At 39.6% G+C, this 26,900-nt stretch carries 26 protein-coding genes; 13 read left to right on the top strand and 13 right to left on the bottom strand.

Going from position 1 to position 26,900, the window contains the following annotated elements; translation table 11 throughout:
- From M2470_RS04885 to M2470_RS04850, 8 genes are read right to left on the bottom strand one after another with little or no spacing between them, the layout of a single operon-like run.
- Positions 1–1,998 carry a TonB-dependent receptor gene (locus tag M2470_RS04885; RefSeq protein ID WP_280743685.1) on the bottom strand — a complete coding sequence of 666 codons (1,998 nt, stop codon included), beginning with the start codon at positions 1,996–1,998 and terminating at the stop codon, positions 1–3.
- Entirely contained in the window at positions 1,995–2,666 is a 672-nt protein-coding gene (gene narI / locus M2470_RS04880; RefSeq protein ID WP_280743686.1) for a respiratory nitrate reductase subunit gamma, read from the bottom strand. The genes M2470_RS04885 and narI overlap by 4 nt, the downstream gene beginning before the upstream one ends.
- Positions 2,663–3,211: a nitrate reductase molybdenum cofactor assembly chaperone gene (narJ, locus tag M2470_RS04875; RefSeq protein ID WP_163274094.1), complete on the bottom strand. Its 549-nt coding sequence runs from the start codon at positions 3,209–3,211 to the stop codon at positions 2,663–2,665. Before narJ ends, narI begins: the two co-directional genes overlap by 4 nt.
- Before the next feature lie 28 nt (positions 3,212–3,239).
- Complete coding sequence (gene narH / locus M2470_RS04870) at positions 3,240–4,709, bottom strand: nitrate reductase subunit beta (RefSeq protein ID WP_002561303.1); 1,470 nt, start codon at positions 4,707–4,709, stop codon at positions 3,240–3,242.
- A complete protein-coding gene (locus M2470_RS04865) occupies positions 4,706–8,431 on the bottom strand; it encodes a nitrate reductase subunit alpha (RefSeq protein WP_280743687.1) in 3,726 nt (1,241 codons plus the stop codon). Before M2470_RS04865 ends, narH begins: the two co-directional genes overlap by 4 nt.
- 9 nt (positions 8,432–8,440) lie before the next feature.
- Positions 8,441–9,727 (bottom strand): MFS transporter, encoded by a 1,287-nt coding sequence (locus M2470_RS04860; RefSeq protein ID WP_046148736.1) that lies wholly within the window; start codon positions 9,725–9,727, stop codon positions 8,441–8,443.
- Positions 9,724–10,293 carry a molybdenum cofactor guanylyltransferase gene (locus M2470_RS04855; protein WP_002561306.1) on the bottom strand — a complete coding sequence of 190 codons (570 nt, stop codon included), beginning with the start codon at positions 10,291–10,293 and terminating at the stop codon, positions 9,724–9,726. Before M2470_RS04855 ends, M2470_RS04860 begins: the two co-directional genes overlap by 4 nt.
- A gap of 9 nt (positions 10,294–10,302) precedes the next feature.
- A complete protein-coding gene (locus M2470_RS04850) occupies positions 10,303–10,929 on the bottom strand; it encodes a hypothetical protein (RefSeq protein ID WP_002561307.1) in 627 nt (208 codons plus the stop codon).
- A gap of 178 nt (positions 10,930–11,107) precedes the next feature.
- Here M2470_RS04850 and M2470_RS04845 point away from each other — a divergent pair, with 178 nt between their 5' ends.
- The gene (locus M2470_RS04845; RefSeq protein ID WP_046148735.1) at positions 11,108–11,800 is read left to right on the top strand and encodes a Crp/Fnr family transcriptional regulator; all 693 of its coding nucleotides are present in this window, start codon (positions 11,108–11,110) and stop codon (positions 11,798–11,800) included.
- Between the two features lie 65 nt (positions 11,801–11,865).
- Here M2470_RS04845 and M2470_RS04840 read toward each other — a convergent pair whose 3' ends face one another.
- From M2470_RS04840 to M2470_RS04825, 4 genes are all read right to left on the bottom strand, one after another.
- A complete protein-coding gene (locus M2470_RS04840) occupies positions 11,866–12,780 on the bottom strand; it encodes a phospholipase A (RefSeq protein ID WP_280743688.1) in 915 nt (304 codons plus the stop codon).
- Positions 12,781–13,125: 345 nt separating this feature from the next.
- Positions 13,126–13,824: an SMUG2 DNA glycosylase family protein gene (locus M2470_RS04835; protein ID WP_280743689.1), complete on the bottom strand. Its 699-nt coding sequence runs from the start codon at positions 13,822–13,824 to the stop codon at positions 13,126–13,128.
- A 2-nt stretch (positions 13,825–13,826) separates the two neighbouring features.
- A complete protein-coding gene (locus tag M2470_RS04830; RefSeq protein WP_002561311.1) occupies positions 13,827–14,336 on the bottom strand; it encodes a pyridoxamine 5'-phosphate oxidase family protein in 510 nt (169 codons plus the stop codon).
- Positions 14,333–14,995: a Crp/Fnr family transcriptional regulator gene (locus M2470_RS04825; protein WP_280743690.1), complete on the bottom strand. Its 663-nt coding sequence runs from the start codon at positions 14,993–14,995 to the stop codon at positions 14,333–14,335. The genes M2470_RS04830 and M2470_RS04825 overlap by 4 nt, the downstream gene beginning before the upstream one ends.
- A 109-nt stretch (positions 14,996–15,104) precedes the next feature.
- Here M2470_RS04825 and M2470_RS04820 point away from each other — a divergent pair, with 109 nt between their 5' ends.
- The 7 genes from M2470_RS04820 to M2470_RS04790 all read left to right on the top strand — a co-directional run bounded on the left by M2470_RS04820 (position 15,105) and on the right by M2470_RS04790 (position 20,015).
- A complete protein-coding gene (locus M2470_RS04820) occupies positions 15,105–15,953 on the top strand; it encodes a 4Fe-4S binding protein (RefSeq protein ID WP_280743691.1) in 849 nt (282 codons plus the stop codon).
- 17 nt (positions 15,954–15,970) lie between these two features.
- Positions 15,971–16,309, top strand: a complete 339-nt coding sequence (locus M2470_RS04815; protein ID WP_280743692.1) for a cupin domain-containing protein — start codon at positions 15,971–15,973, stop codon at positions 16,307–16,309.
- A 42-nt stretch (positions 16,310–16,351) separates the two neighbouring features.
- Positions 16,352–17,980: a hydroxylamine reductase gene (hcp, locus tag M2470_RS04810; RefSeq protein ID WP_280743940.1), complete on the top strand. Its 1,629-nt coding sequence runs from the start codon at positions 16,352–16,354 to the stop codon at positions 17,978–17,980.
- A 123-nt stretch (positions 17,981–18,103) separates the two neighbouring features.
- A complete protein-coding gene (locus M2470_RS04805; protein WP_280743693.1) occupies positions 18,104–18,853 on the top strand; it encodes an SDR family oxidoreductase in 750 nt (249 codons plus the stop codon).
- Between the two features lie 18 nt (positions 18,854–18,871).
- On the top strand, positions 18,872–19,198 hold the full coding sequence (locus M2470_RS04800) for a cupin domain-containing protein (RefSeq protein WP_280743694.1): 327 nt from the start codon (positions 18,872–18,874) through the stop codon (positions 19,196–19,198).
- 29 nt (positions 19,199–19,227) lie between these two features.
- A complete protein-coding gene (locus tag M2470_RS04795; RefSeq protein ID WP_280743695.1) occupies positions 19,228–19,758 on the top strand; it encodes a DUF488 domain-containing protein in 531 nt (176 codons plus the stop codon).
- A 26-nt stretch (positions 19,759–19,784) separates the two neighbouring features.
- Complete coding sequence (locus M2470_RS04790) at positions 19,785–20,015, top strand: DUF2945 domain-containing protein (protein ID WP_280743696.1); 231 nt, start codon at positions 19,785–19,787, stop codon at positions 20,013–20,015.
- On the opposite strand, the gene M2470_RS04785 is transcribed toward M2470_RS04790, so the two are convergent.
- Entirely contained in the window at positions 19,981–20,610 is a 630-nt protein-coding gene (locus M2470_RS04785) for a Crp/Fnr family transcriptional regulator (protein WP_280743697.1), read from the bottom strand. The two genes, M2470_RS04790 and M2470_RS04785, sit on opposite strands and share 35 nt — an antisense overlap.
- A 168-nt stretch (positions 20,611–20,778) precedes the next feature.
- Here M2470_RS04785 and hcp (M2470_RS04780) point away from each other — a divergent pair, with 168 nt between their 5' ends.
- From hcp (M2470_RS04780) to M2470_RS04760, 5 genes are all read left to right on the top strand, one after another.
- Entirely contained in the window at positions 20,779–22,419 is a 1,641-nt protein-coding gene (gene hcp, locus M2470_RS04780; RefSeq protein WP_002561320.1) for a hydroxylamine reductase, read from the top strand.
- 88 nt (positions 22,420–22,507) lie between these two features.
- Entirely contained in the window at positions 22,508–23,233 is a 726-nt protein-coding gene (gene ric / locus M2470_RS04775) for an iron-sulfur cluster repair di-iron protein (RefSeq protein WP_002561321.1), read from the top strand.
- Between the two features lie 13 nt (positions 23,234–23,246).
- Positions 23,247–24,566 carry an NAD(P)/FAD-dependent oxidoreductase gene (locus tag M2470_RS04770; protein WP_280743698.1) on the top strand — a complete coding sequence of 440 codons (1,320 nt, stop codon included), beginning with the start codon at positions 23,247–23,249 and terminating at the stop codon, positions 24,564–24,566.
- Between the two features lie 140 nt (positions 24,567–24,706).
- Entirely contained in the window at positions 24,707–25,213 is a 507-nt protein-coding gene (locus M2470_RS04765) for a flavodoxin (protein ID WP_002561327.1), read from the top strand.
- Positions 25,214–26,033: 820 nt separating this feature from the next.
- Positions 26,034–26,876 (top strand): RteC domain-containing protein, encoded by an 843-nt coding sequence (locus tag M2470_RS04760; RefSeq protein WP_002561328.1) that lies wholly within the window; start codon positions 26,034–26,036, stop codon positions 26,874–26,876.
- Positions 26,877–26,900 lie beyond the last annotated feature (24 nt).

Below are 26,900 nucleotides of genomic sequence, written 5' to 3'. Positions count from 1 at the left end.
TTATTTTTTAATAAACCGGTAAGCCAACGAAATATAATACCGTCGTCCTTCCATTGGATATCCTTCGGAGAAATAATAGAGTTTGTCGAAGAGATTTTTTATTCCCAGTTTTACATCGAATCCATTAAACTGTTTACCTATATTAGTATGGAACAGTGCATATCCCGGAATTGTTATTTTGCCGTCACTGCTCATATTCGTTTTGCTGACGGCGGTCATCCGCGCCTGAATCCTTATATCATAAAAAGGGCTGACCTGTATCATCGCGTTCCATTTATGATCGGGTACTTCAGTAAACTTTATATTCTTATCCGTTTTGTTTATGCGGTTGATATAGCTGTAATTAGTTTCTGCTTCTATCCACCTGTATCGGTAAGATAATCCAGTTTCAAAACCCCTAAAATGAGCTTTCCCTTTATTCTGAAGTTGCCATATAAGCGGGTCTTCTGTATCCACTCCTGTGATTTCCTGAATGGTATTGGTGAGAAGCATATAATAGGCGCTTGTGTACCATTGCCAATGATTCCATTTGCCGTTATAAGTTAAATCCAGATTGTAGGAATGTTCTGTCTTCAGATCGGGATTAGGGACTGCCTTTCCCCGTTTATACGAATATCGCTCTTTTAGTGAAGCAAAACGGGAATTCCGGGAAAAACTGAAACGTAGTCCATGATTAAGATTGTATCGGTAATCCACTGCTAACTGGTAGTTGATATCGTTGTCTGATGATTTTGGATAATTCACTATTCCGTATTCTTTAGAACTCTCTAATTGTTCGTAGGCTTCGATAGTGGCGCCCTGATGCCGGAAATATCCAATGCCAGCCAAAAGGGATAACTTATCATTGATAGTGTAGGTGTTTTCCAAAGAGAGAGAAGCTGTATATTCACTTTGTTCGGCTTCGGGGTCATCATCATCGTGGCTGCGATGCACATCTTTCTTGTAGTTCGCTCCCAGTTTCAGATGATTGTTTTCTATCCCTTTCCATCCCAATACCAAACCTGCTCCCAGCGAATAATCGTCATAATAGCTATCGAAAGCCGATTTGCTTTCCTGCGAATTATAGTTTTCATCATCATAAGCTTTCAGCAAGTTATAGTATCGGTCGTAAAACAGACGGGATTCCAATCTCCATTCTTTACCAAGGTTAGTTCCGGAAAAGAAATAGATCTGGTCTTTATCCCAATCCTTATATCTCCAGAAACGCGGTTTGCTGTTTTCACCCAGATAGGGGAGGACGTATTTATCCGCGCGCACCATACTGTATCCCACAACATATTCATCACCTTCCCGAGGGGTGAAGCCAAACTTTCCATTCAATTGCCAATCGGTTGTTTCGGAATGATGCCGCTTGCTTCCTTCTTGTAGCCCCTCTACTGCGTCATAGCCCGAAGGCAGGTGGAAATCATTGCGGTGTATCCAACCTGCATCCAGTTGCAGGAACCATTTGTCCTGCCTGGTTCCCAGATTTACAGATGTATTCCATAGTGTACTGGCCTGTATGCCTACTTCCAGCTTATTGGTTGGTGACGCACTGATGATATTTACAGCTCCCCCCATCGTATTCCCGCCTAATAAAAGGGAGGATATTCCTTTTGATACATGGATTTTGGAAACGGAAGCGGTCTGCAAGCGTCCCAGATCAATGAACCCGTCAAAAGGAACGGATACAGGTATCCCGTCCATATATACCGGAATACGGCTCTGGTTAAATCCTCGCAAATAGATCATGGTTTCTCCGCGCGATGAAGCTTCTGTAAGCGTTATCCCCGGTATCCACTCCAATGCTTCGGGCACTTTGGTGATATCCATTTGTTTTATTTCCAACGAAGATATTTCAGTGCCCGCGGATGCGGGAAGTTTTTCCATCACTACCACTTCTCCCAGTGAGAATGTTTTTATACTGTCGATCTCTTCTTTTCCAGTGTTCTGGCCATAACTGTTCAGTGTGCATACGACCAGCAGTATACACACTACGACTTGTTTAAAGTTTATCATTTTCTAAAATAATCAATCACAAAATGTACCGGTACCATCACCATGTGCATCAACTTGGTAAACGGGAAGATAATAAATATCAGAAACCCGTTAATAATATGCAGTTTGTATACCCAGCTCTGATGGGCTATATATTTCCACGAATCGGGTTCGAATATAACAATACCTTGTGCCCAATGTTCCATAGCCATATAATCCTCGAGTGGAGATTGAGTGGTAATGTATGTGCCCCACAAACCCAGTGCGATCTGGAAGAATAATAGGGCTACGATGATATAGTCCTGCAATTGACCGGTTGCCCGTACACGTATATTTGTAAACCGGCGCAGGGCAAGTATGGTAATGCCAGTAAGCGCGGTAATACCCGATAACGAACCCATAATAATGGCGAGCAGGCGCTTGGTTTCGTTCGAAATGAGCCATGTGTAAAGCCATTCGGGCGTAAGCAGTCCAAAAATATGTCCCAGAAATACCAGAATGATGGCATAATGAAAGAGCGTGCTTCCCCAGCGGATACTTTTATCGTTGCTGATAAATTGTGACGAAGTGGCTTGTATGGTGTTATTACGCTTGACGGCGCGATAAATAAATCCTGCCGCGAATACGCCCAGAGCGATATAGGGTAGATATCCCAGGAAGAAATTATTCAGATAATCCGATGTTGTCATACGCTCACTCCTTTCTTTTTATCAGGCTCGCTCTCCAAAGGAGTAGAGAGGCTATGTAATATATCCAGAAGAAGGACATAGGGCGTTTCTTTTTTCTCCAGCGCTTGCTTCATATTGTCTAAAATATGAGATACTTCATGTAGTAGTTTCTCCGATTCTTCTACCCGTGTCAGTAATGACAGATACTCCAGAAAGAGCGGCAGGTAATCCGGCAATTCGTTGGAGCATGGGGTGAATCCTGACCCGGCATACATCTCCGTAAGATCTACCATAGCTTGTCCGCGCTCGCGTGAATCGCCATATACGTGGTCGAAAAGATAGAGATTACTGTGGGTCGAAAAATCGAATAACTGTACATATTGCTGTTGCCACCCTGTTAATGACAGCGATAGGACGTAGTCGATAAACGCTTGTAATTTGACGCGTTGAGGTTCGTCCAAATAGCTTTCTTCTTCTACTATCCCCATCACACCCGAAAGATTCTCCTTTAATTCTTCGTTTGGATAATCCAGTAACAACGACAATATTTTATATGTATTTTGCATAACTAACGTATTTAAATAAAAGACACTCTTATCTTCCACCAAACAGGTTGCGTCCTTCCTCTTCTTTACCCGGATATTCGTAACCCAACCCGGCCCGTAGTCCGGCCAGATCGGTATCTTCCGTTTTCGTAGGAGCTGTTGGAATAACAAACCGGTCTTTGTAATCGGCAATGGCCATATAGCGGTACATATCTTCATAATCGGCCTTTTCCAGTCCTAATTCCGCGGGAATCAAAGGGTTTTCGTTTTTCTCCACGGTGCGTTGGCGCATATACTGCCTCATGGCCAGCAAACGTGCCAGAGCGGTTCTTACAGGGGTTTCGTCTCTTGCCGTCATCATTCGCGCGATATAATTAACCGGGATACGCATTTCATCGACGGTAGCAAAGAAGTTATCCTTTACATCTGCTTGCTGAAGTACGGGAGACATGGGCGGCACGTACCATACCATAGGTAATGTACGGTATTCGGGATGAAGGGGAAAAGCTACTTTCCATTGTTTCATTAGTTTATAGACAGGTGAAGCCTGTGCCGCCCTGATAAATGAATAGGATATTCCTTGTTCCTGTGCCTTGCTGATAATTTGTGGGTCGTCAGGATCAAGTATCAGGTCAAGCTGCTTTTCGTACAGGTCTTTATCGTTTTCCGTGGCGGCATATTCATCGATACGGTCGGCATCATACAATAATACGCCGATATAGCGGATGCGCCCTACACAGGATTCGGAGCAGACTGTCGGTTTGCCGTTTTCTATCAGTGGATAGCAGAACGTACATTTCTCTGATTTTTTCCTGTCCCAGTTAAAGTAGGTCTTTTTGTAAGGGCATGCGCTTACGCATTCACGCCATCCCCGGCATTTATTCTGGTCGATGAGTACGATTCCGTCTTCTTCCCGTTTATATATTGCTCCCGAAGGACAGGATGCCGCACAGGCGGGATTGAGGCAATGCTCACACAGGCGTGGAACATAAAACATAAATGATTTCTCAAACTCTTCGTATCCTTTTGTATCAAAGTCTTTCAGGTTCGGGTCTTTTTTACGTTCATTGAAAGAACCGCCCAGATTATCTTCCCAGTTGGGGCCGTATTCTATTTTTTCCATCCGTCGGCCTGTGACCAAAGAATAAGGACGGGCACTCGGAGCCGTACGAAAACGTTTCGTCCCCGTCAACTTCGAGAAATCAAAAGTGAAAGGCTCGTAATAATCCTTCATGTCGGGTAAATGCGGATTGGCAAAAATCGTAGAAAGAATACTGAGATTGTTTCCTTGCAATAACTGCAACTTGCGTTTCCTGACAGTCCAGCCGCCTTTGTACCTGTCCTGATTTTCCCATTGTACGGGATAACCTGGTCCGGGTTTGGTTTCTACATTGTTAAACCAAACATACTCCATTCCTTTACGGCTTGTCCATACATTTTTGCAGGTAACAGAGCAGGTATGGCAACCGATACACTTGTCAAGACTCAAAACCATAGCCATTTGTGCTTGTATTTTCATCTTACTGCCTCCTTTCTTTCTTCCATATCCTCATCTTCCCAGAGAACGGTTTCACATTTGCGGATAATTACAAATTCGTCGCGGTTGGCGCCGATCGTCCCATAATAATTCAGTCCGTATGATAATTGGGCATATCCGCCAATCATGTGTGTAGGTTTAGGGCAAATGCGGGAAATGGAATTATGTATTCCTCCCCGGTTTCCCGTAATAGAGCTTAATGGAACATTCACTGTTCTTTCCTGATTGTGATACATAATCAAAGCGCCTTCGGGAATACGTTGCGAAACGATAGCCCGGCAACTTGCCGTTCCGTTGTCGTTGAACACTTCTACCCAGTCGTTATCCTGTATGTTTATTTTGGCGGCATCCGCCTCGCTAATCCAGATAACAGGTCCTCCTCTACCCAATGTAAGCATGAGTAAATTATCGCTCCATGATGAATGGATAGACCATTTATTGTGAGGGGTAATCAGGTTCAGTGTCAGTGTATCATCGCTAATCCGCAACCTTTCTTTTACGTTATTAATTTCCTGTTTTGATAAGGGCGGTTTATAGCATACCAGCCCTTCGCCGAATGCCAGCATCCACGGGTGATCCTGATAGATAGACTGCCGTCCGGTTACGGTACGCCAGGGAATGAGTTCGTGTACATTGGTATAATTGGAGGTATAGTTCACTTCGTGAGATTCAACACCGCTCCATATCGGAGAATTGAGTACGCGACGGGGCTGTTGTACCAGGTCGTCATAACGGATTTGGGTATCGCCTCCTTCTTCGGTCAAATGCTCTAAATCCAGACCTGTAGGCTTTTCCAAAGATTTCCATGCTTTACGCGATGTTACGCCATTGCTTTCGGGTGCCAGCGACAGTATGGATTCGATAGCCTGAATATCCGTTTCCAAAGCAGGCAAGCCTTGTGTAACTCCCCGATCCTGTATCGTTCCGTTCAGTTTCTTGAGGAATTCGTATTCCTCATTTGATTTCCAGGTAATACCTTTTCCTGTTATTCCCGCTTTTTCCAATAACGGGCCCAAAGAAGTAAAACGTTTATATGTATTCGGATAATCACGCTCCACCACGATCAGTTTACCCATATTGTGCCCGGGGATGGGATGATTCCCGCTTTCTTTCCAATCATCCACAAACAAGGGTTCCGATATTTCGCCCGGCGAATCGTGCATCAGTGGCTGCATTACTACATCTTTTTCTACTCCTAAATGCCCCTGACACAGTTGAGAGAATTTCTCGGAAATACCTTTGAATATATCCCAATCGGTACGCGACTCCCACACAGGGTCTACTGCTTTCGAGAAAGGGTGAATAAAGGGGTGCATATCCGTGCTGCTGATATCGTTTTTCTCGTACCACGTAGCAGCCGGCAATACAATGTCGGAATGAAGGGAAGACGATGTCATCCGGTAGTCGAGCGTAACTACAAGATCGAGTTTGCCTCTTGCTCCTTCATCATGCCAGTTCTGGTAGCGAGGTAGTGGTTCGCCCAGTTCCTTCAGGTCTTCGCCGAATACACTGTTTTGTGCACCCAGAAGATGCTTCATAAAATATTCCACCCCTTTGGCGCTACTACCGATAAGGTTGGCACGCCAGATGAAGAGGTTTTTAGGGCTGTTCTCTTTCCTATCCAGATCTTCCGAAGCCAGATTCAGTTCACCTGTATGCAATTTATCGGTGATATAATTGGAAACATCTATATTTTTAGACTCGGCTTCCTTACATATCTGCAACGGGTTCCGGTCGAATTCGGGCGAAGCGGGAAGCCAACCCATCCGTTGCGATTTGATATTGCAGTCGAGCAACGTGAGTTTACTCCATTCGTCTTTCTTGCATAGTGGAGAAATCAAGCTGTCGACTTTCACCTTTTCGTAACGCCACTGATCGCTGTGCATATAGAAGTAACTCGTCGTATTCATGTGGCGGGGAGGACGTATCCAGTCCGAAGCAAAAGCCAGTGTTGCCCATCCCGATTGCGGCCGTACTTTTTCCTGACCTACATAATGCGCCCAGCCGCCGCCCGATTGCCCTACGGTTCCACACAGGATAAGCAGGTTCATGGCGGCACGATAAGTCATATCGGTATTGTACCACTGGTTGACCCCGGCGCCAATAATAATCATACTTTTACCTTCTGTTTTGGCAGCGGTTTCGGCAAACTGGCGGGCAACGGTGATTACCCTTTCGGCAGGAACTCCTGTTATCTGCTCCTGCCATTTCGGAGTATAGGGAATATTATCGTTATAATCTTTCGCGGTTTGCGGGTCGTTCAATCCTCTTTCCACACCATAGTGAGCGAGCATGATGTCGAACACTGTAGCGCATAGTACTTCACCTTCTGCTGTTTGGCATTTCACAACCGGCACTTTTCTTCTTTGTACATCCGCATGGGCAGAGGCGTTGAAGTAGGGGTTTTTATATTCTTCCCCTCCGAAGTAAGGAAAGGATACATCAATGATTTCGTCTTTTTTATCTATCAGAGATAAAAGAGGGGTATATTCTTTTCCTGTCCGCAGATCTTCGTTCCGCAGGTTCCACTTGCCTTCGTTGTTCCAGCGCGAACCGATACATCCGTTGGGAACTACCTTTTCGCCCGTTTGCTCGTCTAGCAACACAGGATACCATTCCGCTTGTTTCTCTATATTTAGTTTATCTTTGAAGTCGGAGGCACGAAGCATCATTCCGGTGCGGTAGCCCCCTTCGTAAGACTCCAGTTTCACCAGGAAAGGCAGGTCGGAATATTTCCTTACGTATGAGTCGAAATATGGAGTTGTTTTATCTACAAAAAATTCTTTCAGAATAACATGTCCCATAGCCATTCCTAATGCGGAATCAGTTCCCTGTTTCGGATTCAACCATATATCGGCAAATTTGCTTGCGTCACTGTAATCAGACGATATGGTAATAACTTTCGTTCCCTTGTATCTTACCTGCGTAAGGAAGGGCGAATCGGGCGTGCGTGTTACAGGTACATTGGAGCCCCACAGCATGATAAAAGACGAATTGTACCAATCGGCGCTTTCGGGAACATCGGTTTGTTCGCCCCATGTTTGCGGGGAAGCAGGAGGCAGGTCGCAATAGAAATCATAAAAACTGAGGCATGTGCCTCCAATAAGGCTTAAGTAACGGGTTCCCGCGGCATATGACACCATCGAAAAAGCCGGGATAGGAGTAAATCCCACCAGGCGGTCGGGCCCGTATTTCTTTATGGTATAGATATTGGCGGCAGCAATGATTTCCTGTGCCAGATTCCAGTCCAGACGGACGAATCCACCTAATCCCCGTCTTTCTTTGTATTTTTTAGAGGCAACCTCATCAGCCATCACCGCTTCCCAAGCCGGGACAGGATCATGTAGTATAGCTTTTTGCTGTTGATAGGCTTCCAGCAACTCATGGCGTATCATCGGGTGTTTCACACGTCCCGAGTTATACAGATACCATGAATAACTCGCTCCGCGAGGACATCCGCGCGGTTCGTGGTTCGGCAGTCCCGGACGGTTTTGCGGATAATCCGTTTGTTGGATTTCCCACGTAACAATACCTTTCTTTACGAATATTTTCCAGGAACAGGAGCCTGTACAATTTACACCGTGAGTAGAACGTACCTCTTTATCGTGTTGCCAACGGTTGCGGTAAAAGTTTTCCCATGCTCTCTGTCCGGTATCTCCGGCTCCCGAAAAGAACTTCTTTTTTTGTAGAAGAGACTTTATCATAGCGTTCTGTTATTTTTTGTTCTTATTGCGAACAACCAATCCGAAATAGAGGATCAGTAGTACGATTATACTTAATACGGTAAAGGTGAAAAAGCCCCGGTAATAACCGGTGATTCCCATCACATCCACCACTTTTCCAAGTACGGGAGGAATAACAAATCCACCGAAAGCGCCCAGGCCTCCAACCCAGCCGGATGCCCCACCTACCGATTTGGATACATATACAGGAACCAGTTTCATAATGGCGGCATTATTCAGTCCGAACGCAACGGCAATGACCAGTGTGCAGATTCCGGACAATATCCAGTTACTCGAAAATGCCATGATGATGGAAACAGAGCCTAACAGTGCGATAGCAAACATACTGACTTTCAGCCCACCTATCCTGTCGGATATACTACCACCGGGAATACGCAATAAAGCAGCCAGACAAGCATATACCGCCGTGTAAAGACCTGCTTGGGTAGCCGACAAACCGTGTGTCTTCTGCCAGTATGTGGGAAGCCATGCCGTGAGGGCCATAAAGCCGCCGAAAGTAACGAAGTAGGCGATAACGAGTATCCATGTTTCAGGAATTTTAGCAGATATAATAAGGCTTTGCTTCATATTTCCTGCCGGAAAAAGCTCCTGTCCGGCTTCGGTTGCCATTTTCTTGCTCTCATCTTCGCTGAAACCTTTCGTCCGGTATTGGAAAAAATAAGCATTGCAACTGATAACGGCATACAAAATAGTGCCGAGAATCATAAACGCAGTCCATATATGATAAGCTGACACAAAGCCCACAGATTGCAATAAGACCGGAAGTATAAGTGCGAAAACACCGGCACCCAATGTGCCGAATCCCCCGAATATACCTAAGGCAAATCCCTGTTTATTTTTCGGATACCAGTAAGATGTCTGTCCCGCACCTACCGAAAAGGTTGCAACTCCGCATCCACTTAGGCATCCGAATAACAGAATAAGCCAATAAGTACCTTCCATATTGTCGGGATAATGGGTGGTAAGAAGCAAGCTGAGCCCGGCCAGCCCGATAACGGACAAAACCATGAGCCAAAGAAATGACTTTCGCCCTCCATTTTCATCTACCGATGCCCCGAATGGTATACGAAGCAATGAACCCGACAGGGTAGGTATGGCTACCAATAGCCCCAACATAGATGGGGAGAGCTCCATTACTTCGTTCAGTTTGGTGGCCGACGGGCCAAAGAGTGATATGGCTGCCGAACCGAAGAAAAATCCCAGGGTAGCAGCCGCCAGTCCGCGAGCTGGAGAACCTTTTATCTTTATCGCATTCATTTTATTGTGTTTTTATAGTCTTCTTGGCTATTGATATTTGCGAAAAAATGCTCCCACTGGTCAGGGATCGTTATCCTTCGCGTATTCTCCCGGTTAAAGATTTGTTTTATACGATATTGTTTTTTTTCGATCGCTTTTTCGATATCCGGTAATGCGTTTTTCGATACCAGTAAAGGGAATATTCCTATATTTTCAGCATGATTCCACCCGATTACGTTTTCACCCTTGCCTGCTGCCAGCATATGCATGATAATTTCATTTGTAATGAAAGGCATATCACAGGTTAATACCAGTATCCAGGGGGTAGAACTGTATAATAAAGCTGTATATATTCCCCCCAAAGGACCTGTTTCGCTTATTTTATCTTCTAATACAGCGACGCCAAAGCTTTCGTATTCAGGATAAGAGCCTGATATAACTACTTCTTTCGCATAGGGCTGAAGTAATGCGGTAATATGCTTTAGAAAAGTCTCATCTCCATATTTGCTTAGGGCTTTGTTAGAGCCGAAACGGGAGCTTTTCCCTCCTGCCAGCACTACACCGGTGATTTCGTCGGGATGTAGCATGATACAAATTTATAATAACACATTTAGAACGATAGACACAAAAAGGAAGGGTATAGCCAACCGGCCTGTCCATTTTGTATAGTCGAAACTCAGGGGAACACACCGAACCAGATAAGCGGCGCCTACAAGCATTATACCCTGTATCAGTGAACGCCATCCCCACTGGAAAAACAATCCCGCGTCGTAAGGTTTATGTACGCTTGGATTGTAAGTAATAAAAGCATCCATAAATAGCTGCCATCCCCGGAAGATAAAAATAGAGGCCAGTACCATGATAAATGCTACGGGAATTCCTATCTTCCATAATGCTTCTCTTTTCTTTGCATATATACAAAATCCCCACGTTACCAACCCCTCCAGAAAGATGGCCACGGCAGGATTTGTTACATGATAAACAGGCACAGCGGGCAGCATAAACAGGTTGACTAATTTTACCATTGCCGCTACTCCTGCCACTTTCACGACAGAAGACATCTGCCCGGTCTGTTTGACAGCCATCATCATGCACATCAGTCCGAAAGGATAAAGTACCAGCACTTCTCCCTTGAAATGGATAAGGTGAAGCAACCACCCGAGGGTAGCTTCGAGTATGCCCCACAAAGCGCCCCAGAAGATAATTGTTTTCAGGTTATTCATGTTTTTTCAATATTAGGCGAATACATATTTGCAAATTTAGTATATACCATTGGTGAAATAGGTGTTCTTAATTACATACCATCTATTTAAAACATCAATTAACGTTAAAAGTTTATAGTTGATAAAATTGTGTGTTCTCTATTTTATTCTCTATTTTTGTATATCAGTAGATAGAAGTATGGAACGAATTGTTTTTACGGCAAAACATGAAGAACTGCTGTTGCAGATTCCTTTGTTTAAGGATTTATCCCCCAAAGTACAACACTCTTTGCTGGAAAGATTAGATTGTGCCGTTTACAACATAAAGAAGAACGATATTATAGCCAGGCAAGATTCTCCCTGCCGGGAATTAATGGTTTTACTGGAAGGAAAATTGAAAGTGGATATTATAGATGCCCTATGTAATGAGGTACTGATTGAGCATATAATAGCCCCGCGCGCATTTGCTACTCCTCACTTATTTAAGGCTGATACTACGCTTCCGGCTACTTTCAAAGCAACGGAGGATGGGGTGTTGCTGAAAGCTACTAAAGATTCCGTCTTCAAACTTATCAGTGAGTTTCCAGATTTACTGAAAAGTTTTTTGTGTGTTGCTGGAAACTGTAATAAGTGCACTGTTTTGCGTTTGCGGGCATTGTCGTATAAAAATATACGCAGTCGTTTTGTTGCTTATCTTTTCGAACAAAAACTGGTCGATAATAATATTGTCCATATTGATCATAATCAGGCTCAACTGGCGGATTATATATGTGTTACCCGCCCTGCCTTGACAAAAGAAATCAGTAAAATGGCCAAAGAAGGGCTTATTCTTATGAAAGGAAAAACAGTGGAACTGTTAAATATCCCGGAATTAAGAAAAGCTATTTTATAATAATATAAAGCAGAACCTATGGAGTTTCCATAGTAACTTCAGAAGATGTTTGAACTTGCTTTAAATTAATATGCGCTAAAGAAATCTGGCTTTATAGTAAATCCTATTCTGATTTGGTTTGTATACTCCTTGTAGTTCAACAAACCCTCTCCATAATCGGCATAGTAATCCAAAGTTAGATATTGGTTTGAGTTCTTGGATACCCGAAATGATAAAGATGTATGGATATTAGGATTTATAATCTTATCACGTGGAACTATCTCAAGACTGAACCACCATAAATTTTTCTTATCAATATAATTGATTGAAAAATTACCATAGCCTTTATATCTCAGCATATCTTTATTATGTTCCCCATCTACATATGGTAAATAAGCTTGTGCTTTAGCAGACAATCGCATGTTGTAAAAATATTTAATCGATACATTTATATAGTTCCAGCTTCGTGAATCCAAATCTGCCTTTCCATTTGATTCATGTTCGAGTGAAAGCATTACCGCTCCCTTTAGTTTGTTATTCCTTATTACATATCTGCCTATCCCAATACCCGGATTATAATTTGTATCATGAAAAGGGCTTGATTCATCATAAATATCCCAAAATGATTTCTGAGAATAGGTTATATATAGAAATGAATTAAAAGGAAGAACACTTTTGGTGACCCTGTGACGAATACTGAACTGAAAAAAAGCATCTGCAGTTTTTCGGTTTACAGGTTTGTTCAAAGGTATTCCGGTTACCATATAATTATCCTTATATACTGCAAAAGCAGTTTGTTTATCCAATACAGATCTTACAAGGTTTTCTGTGACTTCAATAGGTTTATGCTTCAGAATATTTACCGATTGCATTTCGGCTAAATAGTCATTTCGTAACGAAAGGCTATCTACATGCAAGATTGTATTCTCTTGTGAATAAGCAGATGTGCCCTGAATAATAAGGATAAAGAATATCAATGTACTATAATTCATTACTTTCATGTCTGAAAAATAAAGAGTGAAAAAAAATGTTTCATAATAAATTAAGAAGGTTTCGATCTTACTTCTGAGAACAATAATATCCAATGGAAATATGGTACAAAGGAAATTATTATTCTCCATAGAAACAAATTTCCACGGGAAAATAAAATAAATATTTGATTTACTACTATACTTGGTTCAAAGAAAGTATATTTAAGTAGCTGCTCGCACTTGATTTTTCATTATCAGGCTGTCGCCTGCTTTTATGCACTTCGAAGTATAGAGTGCCGACTTGTATGAACACATGAAGTATCCAATAATGTGTATACAGTATCTCAAGCGGAGATTAGAAATGTAACCTTAAAACTACACAATGGAGTTATTTAGAGTCAGAATATACTTATCAATATAGAATTGTTTATCTTTTGATTTGTATTGTTGTATATACCGTGGGTGTTCAAGAACGGTTATACGTCCAAATAAATTCGCTTTTTTATTCATTTCTGAAATATATGTAGCATTCATTTTTCCCAATACAAACACTTCGCTACAGTCTATCCCGATAGTAATTTGTTTTTTCAATGAAGTAATCATAAACTCTTCCGTCATTCTTAACAGTGAAGTATCGTCATAATAATTGGCATTAACCCATTTCCCTACTTCTTTTTCGCGGACAATAGCCAAAGGGAAAGGTGAATTTATAAAAAAATCTTGATAAAAGAGCTCAGCCCCACCATATTGGGCAATCATATCATAGACGAATACAGACGATATTTCGTGCGTTTGTGCCGATTGCATTCGGATACCACAAACATTTTCCAAATGTTTTGTATCAGTAAAAGGAATACCGATAATCCCTGCCCCATGCCTACCTGGATTGATACCTATAATAAACTTGCGCTGCCGGGAATCGGTGTAGTATTTGCGATAAAACTGTTCCATTACTTTTACTGCTTCCGGGTTATCACAAAAAGGATTTACTACCCTAAATCCAGCTGGTAATTCTCCGATGTACGCTAAATTCTTGTTGTACTCAATAATATTATCTGCAAATGTTTCTATCACAATTATTCCTTTATTCTTTTTGTCTTTCCTGATACTTCTATTATATCAAGCCGTATGATATTTGTCCGGTGGAATGATTTCTCGGCATATTTCATTCCTATTTCTTTATTATTGGGTGAATACTTATCTAAAATCAGCAATAAGGCTTTCATGCATTCTTTTTCCGTTAACTCCATGAATACGATACCCCGAACAACAATACTTTCGTAGGCTGTGGTAAATTTGTGCGATATTACTTTTGTATGACCAATTACAGAAAATGAAACTTTGGGATTTTCTTTCAGGCAATCCAATTTATACCCTTCAGGCGCACAATGAAAATAGATTGAATGATTACCATCCCAGACATAGTTAAGCGGAATGCCATACCCTCCTATTTCTTTATCAACACTTTCAACCATTGAAAGTACTCCATACTCGCCTGTACGCAAGAGCTCAATGGATCCGGATTCATCCAGTAGTCGGTCTTGCCTGCGTACACCTTCATTATTTAACTTTACTTTATTTTTCATCCCAATAACTCTTTCAGATCATTGTACTTTAAAATTTTTCCTTTGCCGGCTTCAAATTCTATAATACCATCGTGCGCCATTTCAGATATAGCTCTTGAAAGAGAAGGACGTTCTACCCCAAAATACTCGGCAAGTGATGCAATGCTCCGCCCTAACTCAAATGTTCCACTTTGGTCACGTTGTAGAATATAATAGGCAATTTTAGTCTTAATTCCTTTTTGTGAGAATATTTTCAGCCTTTCCGACAGGAATTGCACCCGGTTGGCTATAAAAGCCATAAATCCCCTTAAGAATCCGGGGCATTTAGCCATCTGTTTTTCAATAGAAGACTTACTGATTAGTATCACTTCACAATCCTCCATTGCGGTAACCTCCACCGGAAAGCGGTTATTGTCTGCAAAAATAAAAGCCGCAGCTAACGGATAAGGAGCTGTAATTTCTTCCACAGAGACGGTAAGTCCCGACTGGGAAATAATTTCCGTCTTTACCTTCCCTCTCGTTAGCATATACAAGTCGGATATGCGGTCGCCTTGTGAGGCAATTAGATCTCCGCGTTTATAATGCTTTATCTTATGATCAATCTCGCAACTTATATTTTCAATTTCTTTAGGTGATTTCTCACGACACATTGTACAGAAAAAGAGTAAGTCAGCATCCATAAATTCTTTTTTATACAAAGTTACATATAGTAAAAATCATAAGTGTAACAAATGTTACGACTCCTTCCCTCATACCACTGTATTTTTGCAAAAAACAATTGGAAAGAACATGAAAAGAACGATTATAAAAATCGATGAAGAACTTTGTAATGGTTGTGGGCTATGTGTAAGCGGTTGTCACGAAGGTGCATTGCAAGTAATTGATGGCAAAGCTCGCATGATTAGCGAGTTGTATTGCGACGGTTTAGGCGCTTGTATCGGGGATTGCCCTGTGGGAGCAATAGAGCTTGAAGAACGTGAAGCTGAGCCTTATGACGAAATAGCTGTTATGGAAAAAATTGCTCCAAAAGGAGAAGAAACTATTATAGCGCATTTAACACATTTAAAAAATCACGGAGAAACAGAACTTTTTGCACAGGGACTAAAATATTTAAAAGAACACAATATAAAAATCAATATGAATCTATTAGAAAAAGAGGGAAGTTGTGGTGCATTTCAACAGCCACAAGCCTGTCCGGGAAGTGGAGCAAAATCATTTGCGCCTGTAAATCCGGTGACTAAAGTAGATAACATGCCTTCACAACTGCGACATTGGCCTGTGCAATTGCACTTATTAAACCCGCAAGCCGGATATTTCAGCAACGCTGATGTGGTGATTGCAGCTGATTGTACAGCTTTTTCGTATGGAAATTTTCACGATAGATTTATCAAAAATCACACATTAGCAATCGCGTGCCCCAAATTAGATGATGGAAAAGATAGTTATGTGGCAAAAATCACTGCAATGATAAATCAATCTAACATTAATACCCTTACTGTTGTTATAATGGAGGTACCATGTTGCGGAGGATTGTTACAATTGGTAAGGATTGCAGCAGAACAGGCTTTACGTAAAATCCCGATAAAGAAAATCGTTATCGGGATTCAAGGAGAAATTTTGGAAGAAAATTGGATATAACTAAAAATAGAAATAGTATGAATGTAATAAATGTACAACAAGTGGAAGTTGCAAAAAATCCACACAATGTAGATGTTCGTAAATTATATGATGCAGATTCAGCACAAGCAATACATATTACGCTCCAAGCAGGCGAAAGCCTTAAGCCGCATATGACTCCGGTCGATGTGTTTTTCTATATTTTAGAAGGAACGATTGATGTTCGAGTTGGAGACGAGACAATAGCAGTTGAAAAAGATCACTTGGTGGAAAGTCCTAAGGGTATAGTGCATTGTTTATCGAATAATTCAACACAACAAGGTCGCATCTTGGTTGTGAAGACCCCACGTCCCACAGCCCAAGCAAAGCTTTTATAAAAAATAGCATTACAAATCAAATAAAAAATTAAAATTATGAGTATGTTTTGTTTTCAATGTCAAGAAACAGCCCAAAATAAAGGTTGTACAGTAAAGGGAGTCTGTGGAAAAACTCCGGATGTAGCAAATTTGCAAGATTTATTGATTTATCTATTGAAAGGTATCTCACGCTACACAGTAGAAATGCGTAAAAAAGGTATTGAAGTATCGGCTGATGCTAATCATTTTATAATGGAATCGTTATTTATGACCATTACTAATGCCAACTTCGATAAAGATCGTTTTGTAACTCGTATAAAAGAAGCATTTGTTTTGCGCGACAAACTTGCAGCAGCAACCGGTATTACAGCAGACTGCGAATGTATGACTTGGAAAGGAAATACAGTAGAAGAGATGGAAATAAAAGCTGCTACAGTTGGCGTTTTAGCTACCGAAAATGAAGATGTTCGTTCATTACGCGAATTACTAATCTACGGATTAAAAGGAATGGCTGCATACGCAGAGCATGCTGTGAATTTAGGATTCGACGATGCTGAGATTCATACTTTCATACAAGAGGCGTTAGTTGCCACGACTAAAGAACTTTCTGCTGACGAGTTAACAGCATTGGTGCTAAAATGTGGCGAATATGGTGTAAAAACCATGGCATTGCTTGATAAAGCAAACACTTCTACTTATGGCAATCCGGAAATTACCAAAGTAAATATCGGTGTTCGCAGCAATCCTGCTATTTTGATTTCGGGGCACGATCTTCGCGATATACAAGATCTTCTTGAGCAAACTGAAGGTACAGGCGTTGATGTTTATACACACAGCGAAATGCTTCCGGCACATTACTATCCGGCATTCAAAAAATACAGCCATTTTGCAGGTAATTACGGTAGTGCTTGGTGGCGTCAAAACGAAGATTTCGAATCTTTTAATGGGCCTATCTTATTCACAACAAATTGTATAGTGCCTCCTCGCTCTACTTCAACTTACGCTGATAGAGTTTACACAACAGGGGCTTCAGGCTTTGGAGGATTTACACATATCGAAGATCGTAAAAACGGACAAGCAAAAGATTTCTCAAAAATAATCGAACACGCAAAGAGATGTAAAGCTCCAACCGAAATTGAAACCGGAGAAATTATCGGTGGATTTGCACATGAGCAAGTATTTGCATTAGCCGACAAAGTGGTTGACGCAGTAAAATCCGGAGCTATTCGTAAATTCTTTGTAATGGCAGGTTGTGACGGTCGTATGAAAGGGCGTGAATATTATACTGAGTTTGCTGATAAATTACCAAAAGACACAGTTATTCTTACCGCCGGTTGTGCCAAATACCGTTACAATAAATTACCGTTGGGCGATATAGGCGGCATTCCACGTGTATTAGATGCCGGACAATGTAACGACAGCTATTCATTGGCATTAATAGCTTTGAAACTGAAAGAAGTATTTGAGTTGAACGATGTAAACGAATTACCAATTGCATACAATATTGCCTGGTATGAACAAAAAGCGGTAATCGTTCTGTTGGCATTGCTTTCTTTGGGAGTGAAGAATATTCATTTAGGGCCTACGTTGCCTGCATTCCTCTCACCGAATGTAGCTAAGGTACTAATAGATAACTTTGGAATTGGAGGAATTACAACAGTGGATGAAGACATGAAGATGTTTTTAGGATAATCTGTTAAATATCATATAGTGAAAATCCTCCTAAAGGCTTTCCTTTCGGAGGATTCTTCTTCAATGAAATAAACTAATATGTGATAGGCAGTGTTATCTATAAAGAACTAAAAAGGTAGAGATATGAAAAAGAATGATTTTGAAAATAAAGTAGTCTTAGTTACCGGAGGAACCGGCGGTATTGGATTAGCAACCGTTAGAGAATTTATGAAAGAAAATGCTTTTGTCTATTTTACGGATATAAATGCGGAAAAGGGACTACAAACAGAAAAGCATTTAGGAAATAATGTTACATTTATCAAACATGATGTTGCCAGCGAAGAAGATTGGAAAAATGTAACAGAGAGAATCGAAAAGGAACATGGCAAGCTGGACGTATTGGTGAATGTGGCCGGGATATCCTTGTATAAACCTTTCGGGAAAATGTCTTTGGAGGAATATATGAGGGTGGTTAATATCAATCAAGTAAGTGTTTTCCTGGGGCAAAAATATACATTGGAATTGCTAAAAAAGGGGGATAATCCCGCGATTATCAATATTGCCTCAATTGCCGGGTTGGAAGGAGCTCGCGATGGAGCAGCCTATCATAGTTCAAAAGCCGCCGTTATCTCCCTTACCGAAAGTGCCGCATTGGAGTTTGCCGATTATAACATACGGGTCAATTCTATTTCTCCCGGGGCGGTATTGACCGATATGGTATTGAATAATGAAGAGTATAGAGATGCGATAAACAAAATGATAGAAGCCGTTCCATTAAAGAAGATTGCTAATTCGGAAGACATTGCGAAAGCAATATCCTTTCTGGCATCCAGTTATGCGCCGGTTATTACCGGTACTAACTTGATTATCGACGGAGGTTCAACAAAAGTCTAACTATAAATAAGTATAATTATGAGCGAATTATTTGATAAAGGAGCCATTCTGAATATGGCAGAAATGATTGAATACTCCGTAGGGGGAGTTATCAGCAAACAAGTCTTGAAAAACGACGCGGGAAACATCACCCTTTTTTCTTTTGATAAGGGACAGGGACTGAGTGAACATACAGCTCCATTTGATGCCGTAGTAGAAATATTGGATGGAGAGGCTGAAATTACAATAGCGGGCAAACCTTTATTACTCACTACAGGCCAAACCGTAATTATGCCGGCTAACGTTCCGCACGCGCTCTTTGCCAAGCAACAATTTAAGATGTTGCTCACGATGATTAAAGGATAAAGACGCATAGATATTCCGGTACCGAGATAATGGGAACATCCAGAGGACATATTATTTACACCATTGGCCATTCTACCCATAGTATAGATGAATTTATTGCTATGCTGCAATCATTTGAAATAAAGCAATTGGTGGATATACGGAGCCTTCCGGGTTCAACTAAGTTTCCACAATTTAATAAAGAGAATCTGGAAATTCTATTGCCGGAGGCAGGAATAAGGTATATATACATGAAAGAGTTGGGCGGACGACGAAAAGTCCGCCCTGATTCAAAAAACATACGATGGAAGAATATTTCATTTCGTGGATATGCCGATTATATGGAAACAGAAGCTTTCGCGGAAGCTATTGGTAGACTGGAAAAGATTGCCTTACAAGCTCCGACTGTATATATGTGTGCCGAGGCAGTCTGGTGGCGCTGCCATCGTTCTATGGTGTCTGATTTTCTAAAAGCAAAAGGTTGGAAGGTAATGCACATCATGGGCGTTAATAAAATTCAGGAGCATACTTATACATCTCCGGCAAAAGTTGTCGGATCGCATATTTCCTATGAAGATTGAATAAACTCTCTATACAAAAATAAGATATGGATAAAACAATTAAAATAGGCGATCACGTTAGTTGGAATTCTGAGTCAGGCAGAGTGTCGGGTAAAATCATAAAAATACACACATCTGCCTTTTACTTTGAATTATCCATATGGCAGTATCTTAGAGAGTATATTGAAGGAACAAGTGGAAAACAGGCCTTGTTTCCACCAATGCAATATATAAATTATTTTTTTAAAACATATTTTTCAGTGCATTACGATCAATAATCTTCCCTTTTCCTTCTTTAAATTCAATAATTCCATCATGTACCATTCCTGATATAGCTCGTGATAGAGAGGACCTGTCAACTCTGAAAAATTTAGCAAGAGAGGTAATGCTTTGGCCTAATTCAAATTCGTCACCTTTAGCACGTCGAAAAAGATAAAAAGCTACTTTTGTTTTTATTCCTTTCAGTGAAAAAATCTTCAATCTTTCTGATAAAAATAGTGCACGGTCAGAAGTGAAGGCCATAAACCCACGAAGAAAATAAGGGCATTTAGCCATCTGTTTTTCTATTGAGTCTTTCGTTATTAGAATTATTTCAGAATCTTCTAAGGCTATAACATCCACGGGGAAATGGTTATTCCTTGAGAACAAAAAAATTGCAGCTAATGGATGAGGTGCACTAATCTCATCTATCTGTAAAGTTATCCCCGGATCAGAAACGACTTCTGATTTAACCTTACCTTTGGCTAGCATATATAGAAAGTCCACCCTGTCGCCCTGATATGCAACATGCTCTCCTTTTTTGTAGCTCTTTACGGTATGAGGTATCGTACAAGCTCTTGATAAAATTTCTTCAGGTGATTTCCTTTCACACACATTACAGAAAAAAATAACTCTACATTTTCCATTGACTTAATCTTTATTGCAAAAGTAGATAAAATATCTTCATCACCCGTGATAAATGTCACAGATTTAAATAATCAAAGGCTTTATGTTTGCAATAAAAGAAAAAAGTATCAACAACTTAAACAGTAAATAATGAGTATGTTTTGTTTTCAATGTCAGGAAACTGCCCGTAATGAGGGCTGTACAGTAAGAGGTGTTTGTGGAAAGACACCGGATGTAGCTAATCTTCAGGATTTGCAGCTATTTCTATTACGAGGGATTTCGTATTATGCAATCCAGATGCGTAAAGTTGGGATAGAAGTGCCAGTTGAAGTCGGCCGTTTTATTGTAGAATCACTGTTTATGACTATCACTAATGCCAACTTCGATAGAACACGTTTCATTAAACGTACATATGAGGCTATTACTTTAAGAAACTCACTGGCTGCACAACTGGGAGCTGATGTCGTTGATTGCCTAAATAAAGACTGTGCTACTTGGCAATGCGATAGTGAAGATGAAATAGAAGCCAAAGCAGCTACAATAGGTGTCCTTCGTACAAAAAATGAGGATATCCGTTCGTTACGAGAAATGCTGACCTATGGATTAAAAGGTATGGCTGCTTATACTGAGCACGCATTTAATCTTGGCTATGAAGACAATGATATTTATGTCTTTATGCAAGAGGCATTAGTAGCTACTAACCAAGATCTTTCTATAGAAGAATTAACTACACTTGTACTAAGATGTGGAGAATACGGCGTAAAAGCAATGGCTTTACTCGATAAAGCCAACACATCAACCTATGGTAATCCTGAAATAACAAAAGTAAATATTGGAGTACGCAATAATCCTGCCATTTTGATTTCGGGACATGATCTACGAGATATGCATGACCTGTTGGAGCAGACCGAGGGTACAGGTGTAGATGTATATACTCATAGTGAAATGCTACCTGCAAACTATTATCCTGTATTTAAGAAATATAGCCATTTTGTAGGAAACTATGGTAATGCTTGGTGGAAACAAAATGAAGAATTTGAAACATTCAACGGTGTAATCCTTTTCACTACAAACTGTATCGTACCGCCTCGTCCAAATGCTACTTATGTCGATAGGGTTTATACAACCGGAACAACAGGGTTTAGTGGATTTACTCATATCGAAGACCGTAAAGATGGTCAAGCGAAAGATTTTTCGATACTAATTGAGCATGCTAAACGCTGTAAAGCTCCTACCGAAATCGAGACTGGTGAAATTGTTGGAGGATTTGCACATGAGCAAGTATTTGCACTTGCTGATAAAGTAGTAGATGCAGTTAAGTCGGGTGCTATTCGTAAGTTTTTTGTGATGGGTGGTTGTGACGGACGGGCAAAAAGTCGTAATTATTATACCGAGTTTGCGGAGAAACTACCGAAGGATACAGTTATTCTTACAGCTGGTTGTGCAAAATACAAATACAATAAATTACCGTTGGGTGATATTGGTGGAATTCCTCGTGTATTGGATGCTGGACAGTGTAATGATAGTTATTCAGTGGTATTGATCGCCTTGAAATTAAAAGAAGTCTTTGGACTAGATGATATAAATGAACTACCAATAGCTTACAACATAGCTTGGTACGAACAAAAAGCAGTAATCGTCCTATTGGCTCTCCTTTCACTCGGTGTTAAGAATATTCATACAGGACCTACAATACCCGCATTCTTCTCACCTAATATACTAAAAGTACTGGCTGATAACTTTGGTCTTAGCACTATTACCACAGTAGATGAAGATATGAAGATATTCTTGGCATAAATCTATCTAAACTATAACTCTGTGGTAATTATAATTCCATATTGTTAATTCAGGAGAGATAAAGTAATATATAAAAAAGTTGTATAAAATGAACAAGAATTATAAAGATATGACTGTCGGTCAAATAGTGGCCGACAAGTTTGATAACTCTAAAGTATTTAATGATTTTGGAATAGATTTCTGCTGTAGAGGCGATGTTTCACTATCTAACGCATGTAATGCACAAGGAATAGATATAAAAGATGTATTAAAAAAATTAGGGGAAACAGAACCTTTTGTAGATAAAACAATGGACTTTAAGACTTGGGATATAGACCTCTTAGTTGACTTTATTATAAAACACCATCATCGTTATATCCGAAAGAATGGAAGAGGAATACAAGAATTGTTGAATAAGGTCTGTGACGTTCACGGAAATAAATACAATTCGCTGTATGAAGTGAAGGCTCTTTTCGACGCCTCTTTGACGGATCTTAATGAACATCTTAATAAAGAAGAGCAAATACTATTCCCTTATATATACGAGATGCATGAAGCATATTCTTCACGGAAACCATTGCCTTTTTTCCACTGTGGAGGTGTAGAACAGCCAATTGCAGTAATGATGAGTGAGCATGATACCGAAGGTAGCCGTTTTCGTGAGATATCAAGATTGACAAATACATATTTAGCTCCAGACGATGCTTGCGAAAGTTACAGATTGGTGTTGAACCAATTGAATGAGTTTGAAGAAAATCTGCATCATCATATTCATTTGGAAAATAATATTGTATTTCCGGCTGCAATACAAATACAATTATCTTTCAATTTTTAGTTTAATATAGACTATGGGATTCAATATACCAAAGACTGATAAAAAAAGAGTAATTATTGTAGGGGGTGGTTTTGGAGGACTCAAACTAGCCAATAAACTAAAGAATTCATATTTCCAGATTGTTTTGGTAGATAAAAATAATTACCATCAGTTTTTACCTCTTATATATCAGGTTGCATCGGCTGGGATTAATCAATCAGCAATATCTTTTCCTTTCCGAAAAATAATTCAGGGAAGGAAAGATATTCATTTTCGTATGGCTGAAGTAAGAGCTGTTTTTCCCGAAAAGAACATGATTTTGACTTCGATAGGTAAGATAGAATATGATTATATTGTTTTTGCAGCAGGTACAATAACAAATTATTTTGGTAACAAAACAATCGAAGCAGAGGCTATACCGATGAAAAACGTATCGGAAGCGATGGGTTTACGAAATACTTTGCTTTCTAATTTTGAAAGATCGATTACTTGTACCACAGAAGAAGAAAGACAAGAACTTCTCAATATTGTTATTGTTGGGGCGGGAGCTACCGGGGTAGAAATTGCAGGTGCCATTGCCGAGATGAAGAAATTAGTGATACCTAAAGATTATCCAGAAATGGATAATAAGGTGTTGAACATATATCTTATTGAGGCTGGAGATCGGGTATTATCGGGTATGTCAAAAGAATCATCAGCCGCTTCTGAAAAATTCTTGCGTAAGATGGGAGTAAATATTATACTCAACAAAAAAGTAATAGCTTACGAGGATCGTAAAGTTATATTAGAAGACGGAACTAAAATTTCAACACGTTCCTTTATATGGGTCAGTGGAGTAAGTGCAGTTCCTATTGATAATCTTGAAAAATCAATATTAGGGAGAGGAGGAAGAATACAAGTAGATGAATATAACAGAGTAAAAGGTTTTAACAACATATATGCTATTGGCGACCAATGTCTTCAAACCACAGATATTAACTATCCAAATGGACACCCACAATTGGCACAAGTAGCAATACAGCAAGCTACCCTTCTTGCCAAAAATCTAAAATGTATGCTGAGCAGAGAGCAACCAAAAGCCTTTCGATATAAGGATTTGGGGGCTATGGCTACTATTGGTAGAAACAAAGCTGTCGCCGAATTAGGAAAGTTGAAGATACAGGGTTGGTTTGCATGGATTCTTTGGCTTGTTGTCCACCTACGGTCTATATTGGGTATCCGAAACAAAATATCTATATTTTTTGGTTGGATATGGGACTATATTACTTATGGACACTCTATTCGCTTGATTGTGTATGCGCGAAAAACAAAGGAAATACAAGAACGTGAAATATGTGAAGTTAAATCACATTGAAGAAAAGATATATTTAGTAAATAATAAATGTAAAGCTAAGATAAACGCTAAATCATAACAGTACTGTTTTTAACTAATATTGATTCTGGTTTATTATAGCTATAATCCTAATAATCAGTAAAATTTAAATAAGAAATATTATGAAAAGGATAGGACTTTTTTATGGTTCCAGTTCGGGGAACACACAACGAATTGCAGAAGAAATAGCTAAAAACTTAGATATAAACAAAGAAGATGTTTATGATATAGGGAGAAGCCAATTGGAAAAAATACTTGATTATGAATATTTATTGCTTGGTTCATCTACATGGGGACTTGGCGATATTCAAGATGACTGGGATATTAGTAAATTGGAAAAGTTAAACCTAAATGGAAAAAATATTGCTGTATTTGGTACAGGCGATTCATCTTCTTATTCCGATACATTTTGTGATGCAATCGGACAGCTTGCAGATGCAGTTCAAAAAGCGGGAGCTGTATTAGTTGGAAATAATGTTGATATATCAGGTTATTCATTTGATTCTTCCGCATCTGAGAAAGACGGTTATTTTTGTGGTTTAGCAATCGATGAAGATAATGAATCTGACAAGACAGAAACAAGAATCAAAAGTTGGGTAATTCAGTTAAAGCAAGATTTCAATATGTAATAATGAACAAACTGACAGTTTAAGGCTGTATGGAATCTTATGTAAATAGTAATTAGGGATTGGAATCTGATCTGGCTTACTTTAATCTACTGAACGAATAAGTTCGAAGAGGACAAGAATAGTACTTAGCTCTTCTTCTTGTCCTTTTCTTACTTTCATTACAATAGAAGTGAATTTTAATCTAATGGATTTATAGAAAAGGATAAAAGTACACAGATAAAAGTAGAGTATAAACTTTTTGTTACTCCATATTTACTAAAACGGTATAAGAGACAAGTGACAAAACTGCAAGTGCCTGGATAACAGGATTTATTATATTAGAAATAAAAATACTTTTAGCTCACACTAATCTAACCATTCAGGGGGGGTAAGTTTTAATATGGGATTTGCATATTAATCTTCTTTTAGTAAATTCTTTAAGAAGAATGTAGACTTATCACTAAAAAAATTTACTCAAAAACTCACTTGACGAAACATTTAAAATGAGTGAAAATAAAATTTTTTTTTATCTAAAAATAGCAAAGAAAACAAAGACCGGTAACTATAACGATAACATCAAAACTTGTATAGGACGCTATACTTGCTTTTGTAGTTATCTAACGCCAACGAGTCTTTTGCAAAATAATAGCCCGGTATTATCAAATACCCTTATGTTATGGATTGGCTTATTTATATATATTAGGAGTTGTTACTTCTATAAAACAATTCTTAGTTATGTATTGTAAATTCTGTAGCCCGGGAAAGTGTATTTGACAGGCAGCGATAGTTGGCGTGTGTTTACCATGTTTTGTTATTCAATCATTAATTTAAAAATGAAATCATGGAAAAATATGTTTCAACTCTGAAGAATAATATTCTTCAGAACATCTTAGAAATAGAGAAGATGGAATGTAGTATGCTGCAAAAGTCAAAACTAATTATCCCTCAGTTAGAGGAAGGCTTTGAACAACTGAAGTTCTTTATAAGCAATTATTCTTTCAAAGGAGACTCCGAAGAAATTTACTTTTTTAAGGAGATAAAACCCCAACTGTTTTGCCTGTTAATATACCATAGTAAAGTTTATAACATTGAAATAAGAATGCCGGCAGGCAGTATTGATGATAAAAAGCTGTATTTAGAACGAATTCAAAACCGGATAAAATACTTCTTTGATGTTAATCTTGATTTTTATCAATACTATCGCTCTGGAAGTACTCACTTAGACCATGTTTATTTCCTTCGAGGAAAGCCGGATATTCAACTGCCTCTTGATAGTTTCTATTTTGAAAGAGACAGTAATTTTTCAACATGTTATGATTTTAAGCTAACTAAAATCCTGGCGCATGAGATGCTTACGGTTTACATTAGTAATAAATTGGCAAAACTAACAAAAGAGGATAACGACATGGAGTCAATTCATGGCCTCCATTCTAATGAGATGTGGACAGATAAGAAAAATGCTTTGGGTGAAATAATCTATGGTATCCATACCTTAGCAAGTGTCAATCATGGAAATATTGACATTATTGTACTGGCGTCTATGTTTGGTACAATGTTCAATGTTGATTTGAGTAACATATATCAGATATATATAGAATTAAAAGGTAGAAAAGAACGGACTGAGTATCTAAACCGCATGATAACAGCCCTAAAAAAGAGAATGGATGATGATGATAGTAAATAAATCAATTCAATGTGCTATCTTTGC

Source organism: Parabacteroides sp. PH5-46, from assembly GCF_029892785.1.
In the GTDB taxonomy this organism is placed as follows: Bacteria; Bacteroidota; Bacteroidia; order Bacteroidales; family Tannerellaceae; genus DFXE01.
This window is presented reverse-complemented; position numbering and strand designations above follow the sequence as displayed.

Excerpts from the sequence above, each read along its gene's own strand:
- M2470_RS04770 (WP_280743698.1), top strand. The coding sequence starts at position 23,247 with ATGGGATTCAATATACCAAAGACTGATAAAAAAAGAGTAATTATTGTA.
- M2470_RS04830 (WP_002561311.1), bottom strand. The coding sequence starts at position 14,336 with ATGAAAAATAAAGTAAAGTTAAATAATGAAGGTGTACGCAGGCAAGAC.
- M2470_RS04795 (WP_280743695.1), top strand. The coding sequence starts at position 19,228 with ATGGGAACATCCAGAGGACATATTATTTACACCATTGGCCATTCTACC.
- ric (WP_002561321.1), top strand. The coding sequence starts at position 22,508 with ATGAACAAGAATTATAAAGATATGACTGTCGGTCAAATAGTGGCCGAC.
- M2470_RS04790 (WP_280743696.1), top strand. The coding sequence starts at position 19,785 with ATGGATAAAACAATTAAAATAGGCGATCACGTTAGTTGGAATTCTGAG.
- M2470_RS04860 (WP_046148736.1), bottom strand. The coding sequence starts at position 9,727 with ATGAATGCGATAAAGATAAAAGGTTCTCCAGCTCGCGGACTGGCGGCT.
- narI (WP_280743686.1), bottom strand. The coding sequence starts at position 2,666 with ATGACAACATCGGATTATCTGAATAATTTCTTCCTGGGATATCTACCC.
- M2470_RS04805 (WP_280743693.1), top strand. The coding sequence starts at position 18,104 with ATGAAAAAGAATGATTTTGAAAATAAAGTAGTCTTAGTTACCGGAGGA.
- hcp (WP_002561320.1), top strand. The coding sequence starts at position 20,779 with ATGTTTTGTTTTCAATGTCAGGAAACTGCCCGTAATGAGGGCTGTACA.
- M2470_RS04820 (WP_280743691.1), top strand. The coding sequence starts at position 15,105 with ATGAAAAGAACGATTATAAAAATCGATGAAGAACTTTGTAATGGTTGT.
- M2470_RS04825 (WP_280743690.1), bottom strand. The coding sequence starts at position 14,995 with ATGGATGCTGACTTACTCTTTTTCTGTACAATGTGTCGTGAGAAATCA.
- M2470_RS04840 (WP_280743688.1), bottom strand. The coding sequence starts at position 12,780 with ATGAAAGTAATGAATTATAGTACATTGATATTCTTTATCCTTATTATT.
- narH (WP_002561303.1), bottom strand. The coding sequence starts at position 4,709 with ATGAAAATACAAGCACAAATGGCTATGGTTTTGAGTCTTGACAAGTGT.
- M2470_RS04850 (WP_002561307.1), bottom strand. The coding sequence starts at position 10,929 with ATGAATAACCTGAAAACAATTATCTTCTGGGGCGCTTTGTGGGGCATA.
- M2470_RS04765 (WP_002561327.1), top strand. The coding sequence starts at position 24,707 with ATGAAAAGGATAGGACTTTTTTATGGTTCCAGTTCGGGGAACACACAA.
- M2470_RS04885 (WP_280743685.1), bottom strand. The coding sequence starts at position 1,998 with ATGATAAACTTTAAACAAGTCGTAGTGTGTATACTGCTGGTCGTATGC.
- M2470_RS04865 (WP_280743687.1), bottom strand. The coding sequence starts at position 8,431 with ATGATAAAGTCTCTTCTACAAAAAAAGAAGTTCTTTTCGGGAGCCGGA.
- M2470_RS04800 (WP_280743694.1), top strand. The coding sequence starts at position 18,872 with ATGAGCGAATTATTTGATAAAGGAGCCATTCTGAATATGGCAGAAATG.
- narJ (WP_163274094.1), bottom strand. The coding sequence starts at position 3,211 with ATGCAAAATACATATAAAATATTGTCGTTGTTACTGGATTATCCAAAC.
- M2470_RS04760 (WP_002561328.1), top strand. The coding sequence starts at position 26,034 with ATGGAAAAATATGTTTCAACTCTGAAGAATAATATTCTTCAGAACATC.
- M2470_RS04845 (WP_046148735.1), top strand. The coding sequence starts at position 11,108 with ATGGAACGAATTGTTTTTACGGCAAAACATGAAGAACTGCTGTTGCAG.
- M2470_RS04855 (WP_002561306.1), bottom strand. The coding sequence starts at position 10,293 with ATGCTACATCCCGACGAAATCACCGGTGTAGTGCTGGCAGGAGGGAAA.
- M2470_RS04815 (WP_280743692.1), top strand. The coding sequence starts at position 15,971 with ATGAATGTAATAAATGTACAACAAGTGGAAGTTGCAAAAAATCCACAC.
- hcp (WP_280743940.1), top strand. The coding sequence starts at position 16,352 with ATGTTTTGTTTTCAATGTCAAGAAACAGCCCAAAATAAAGGTTGTACA.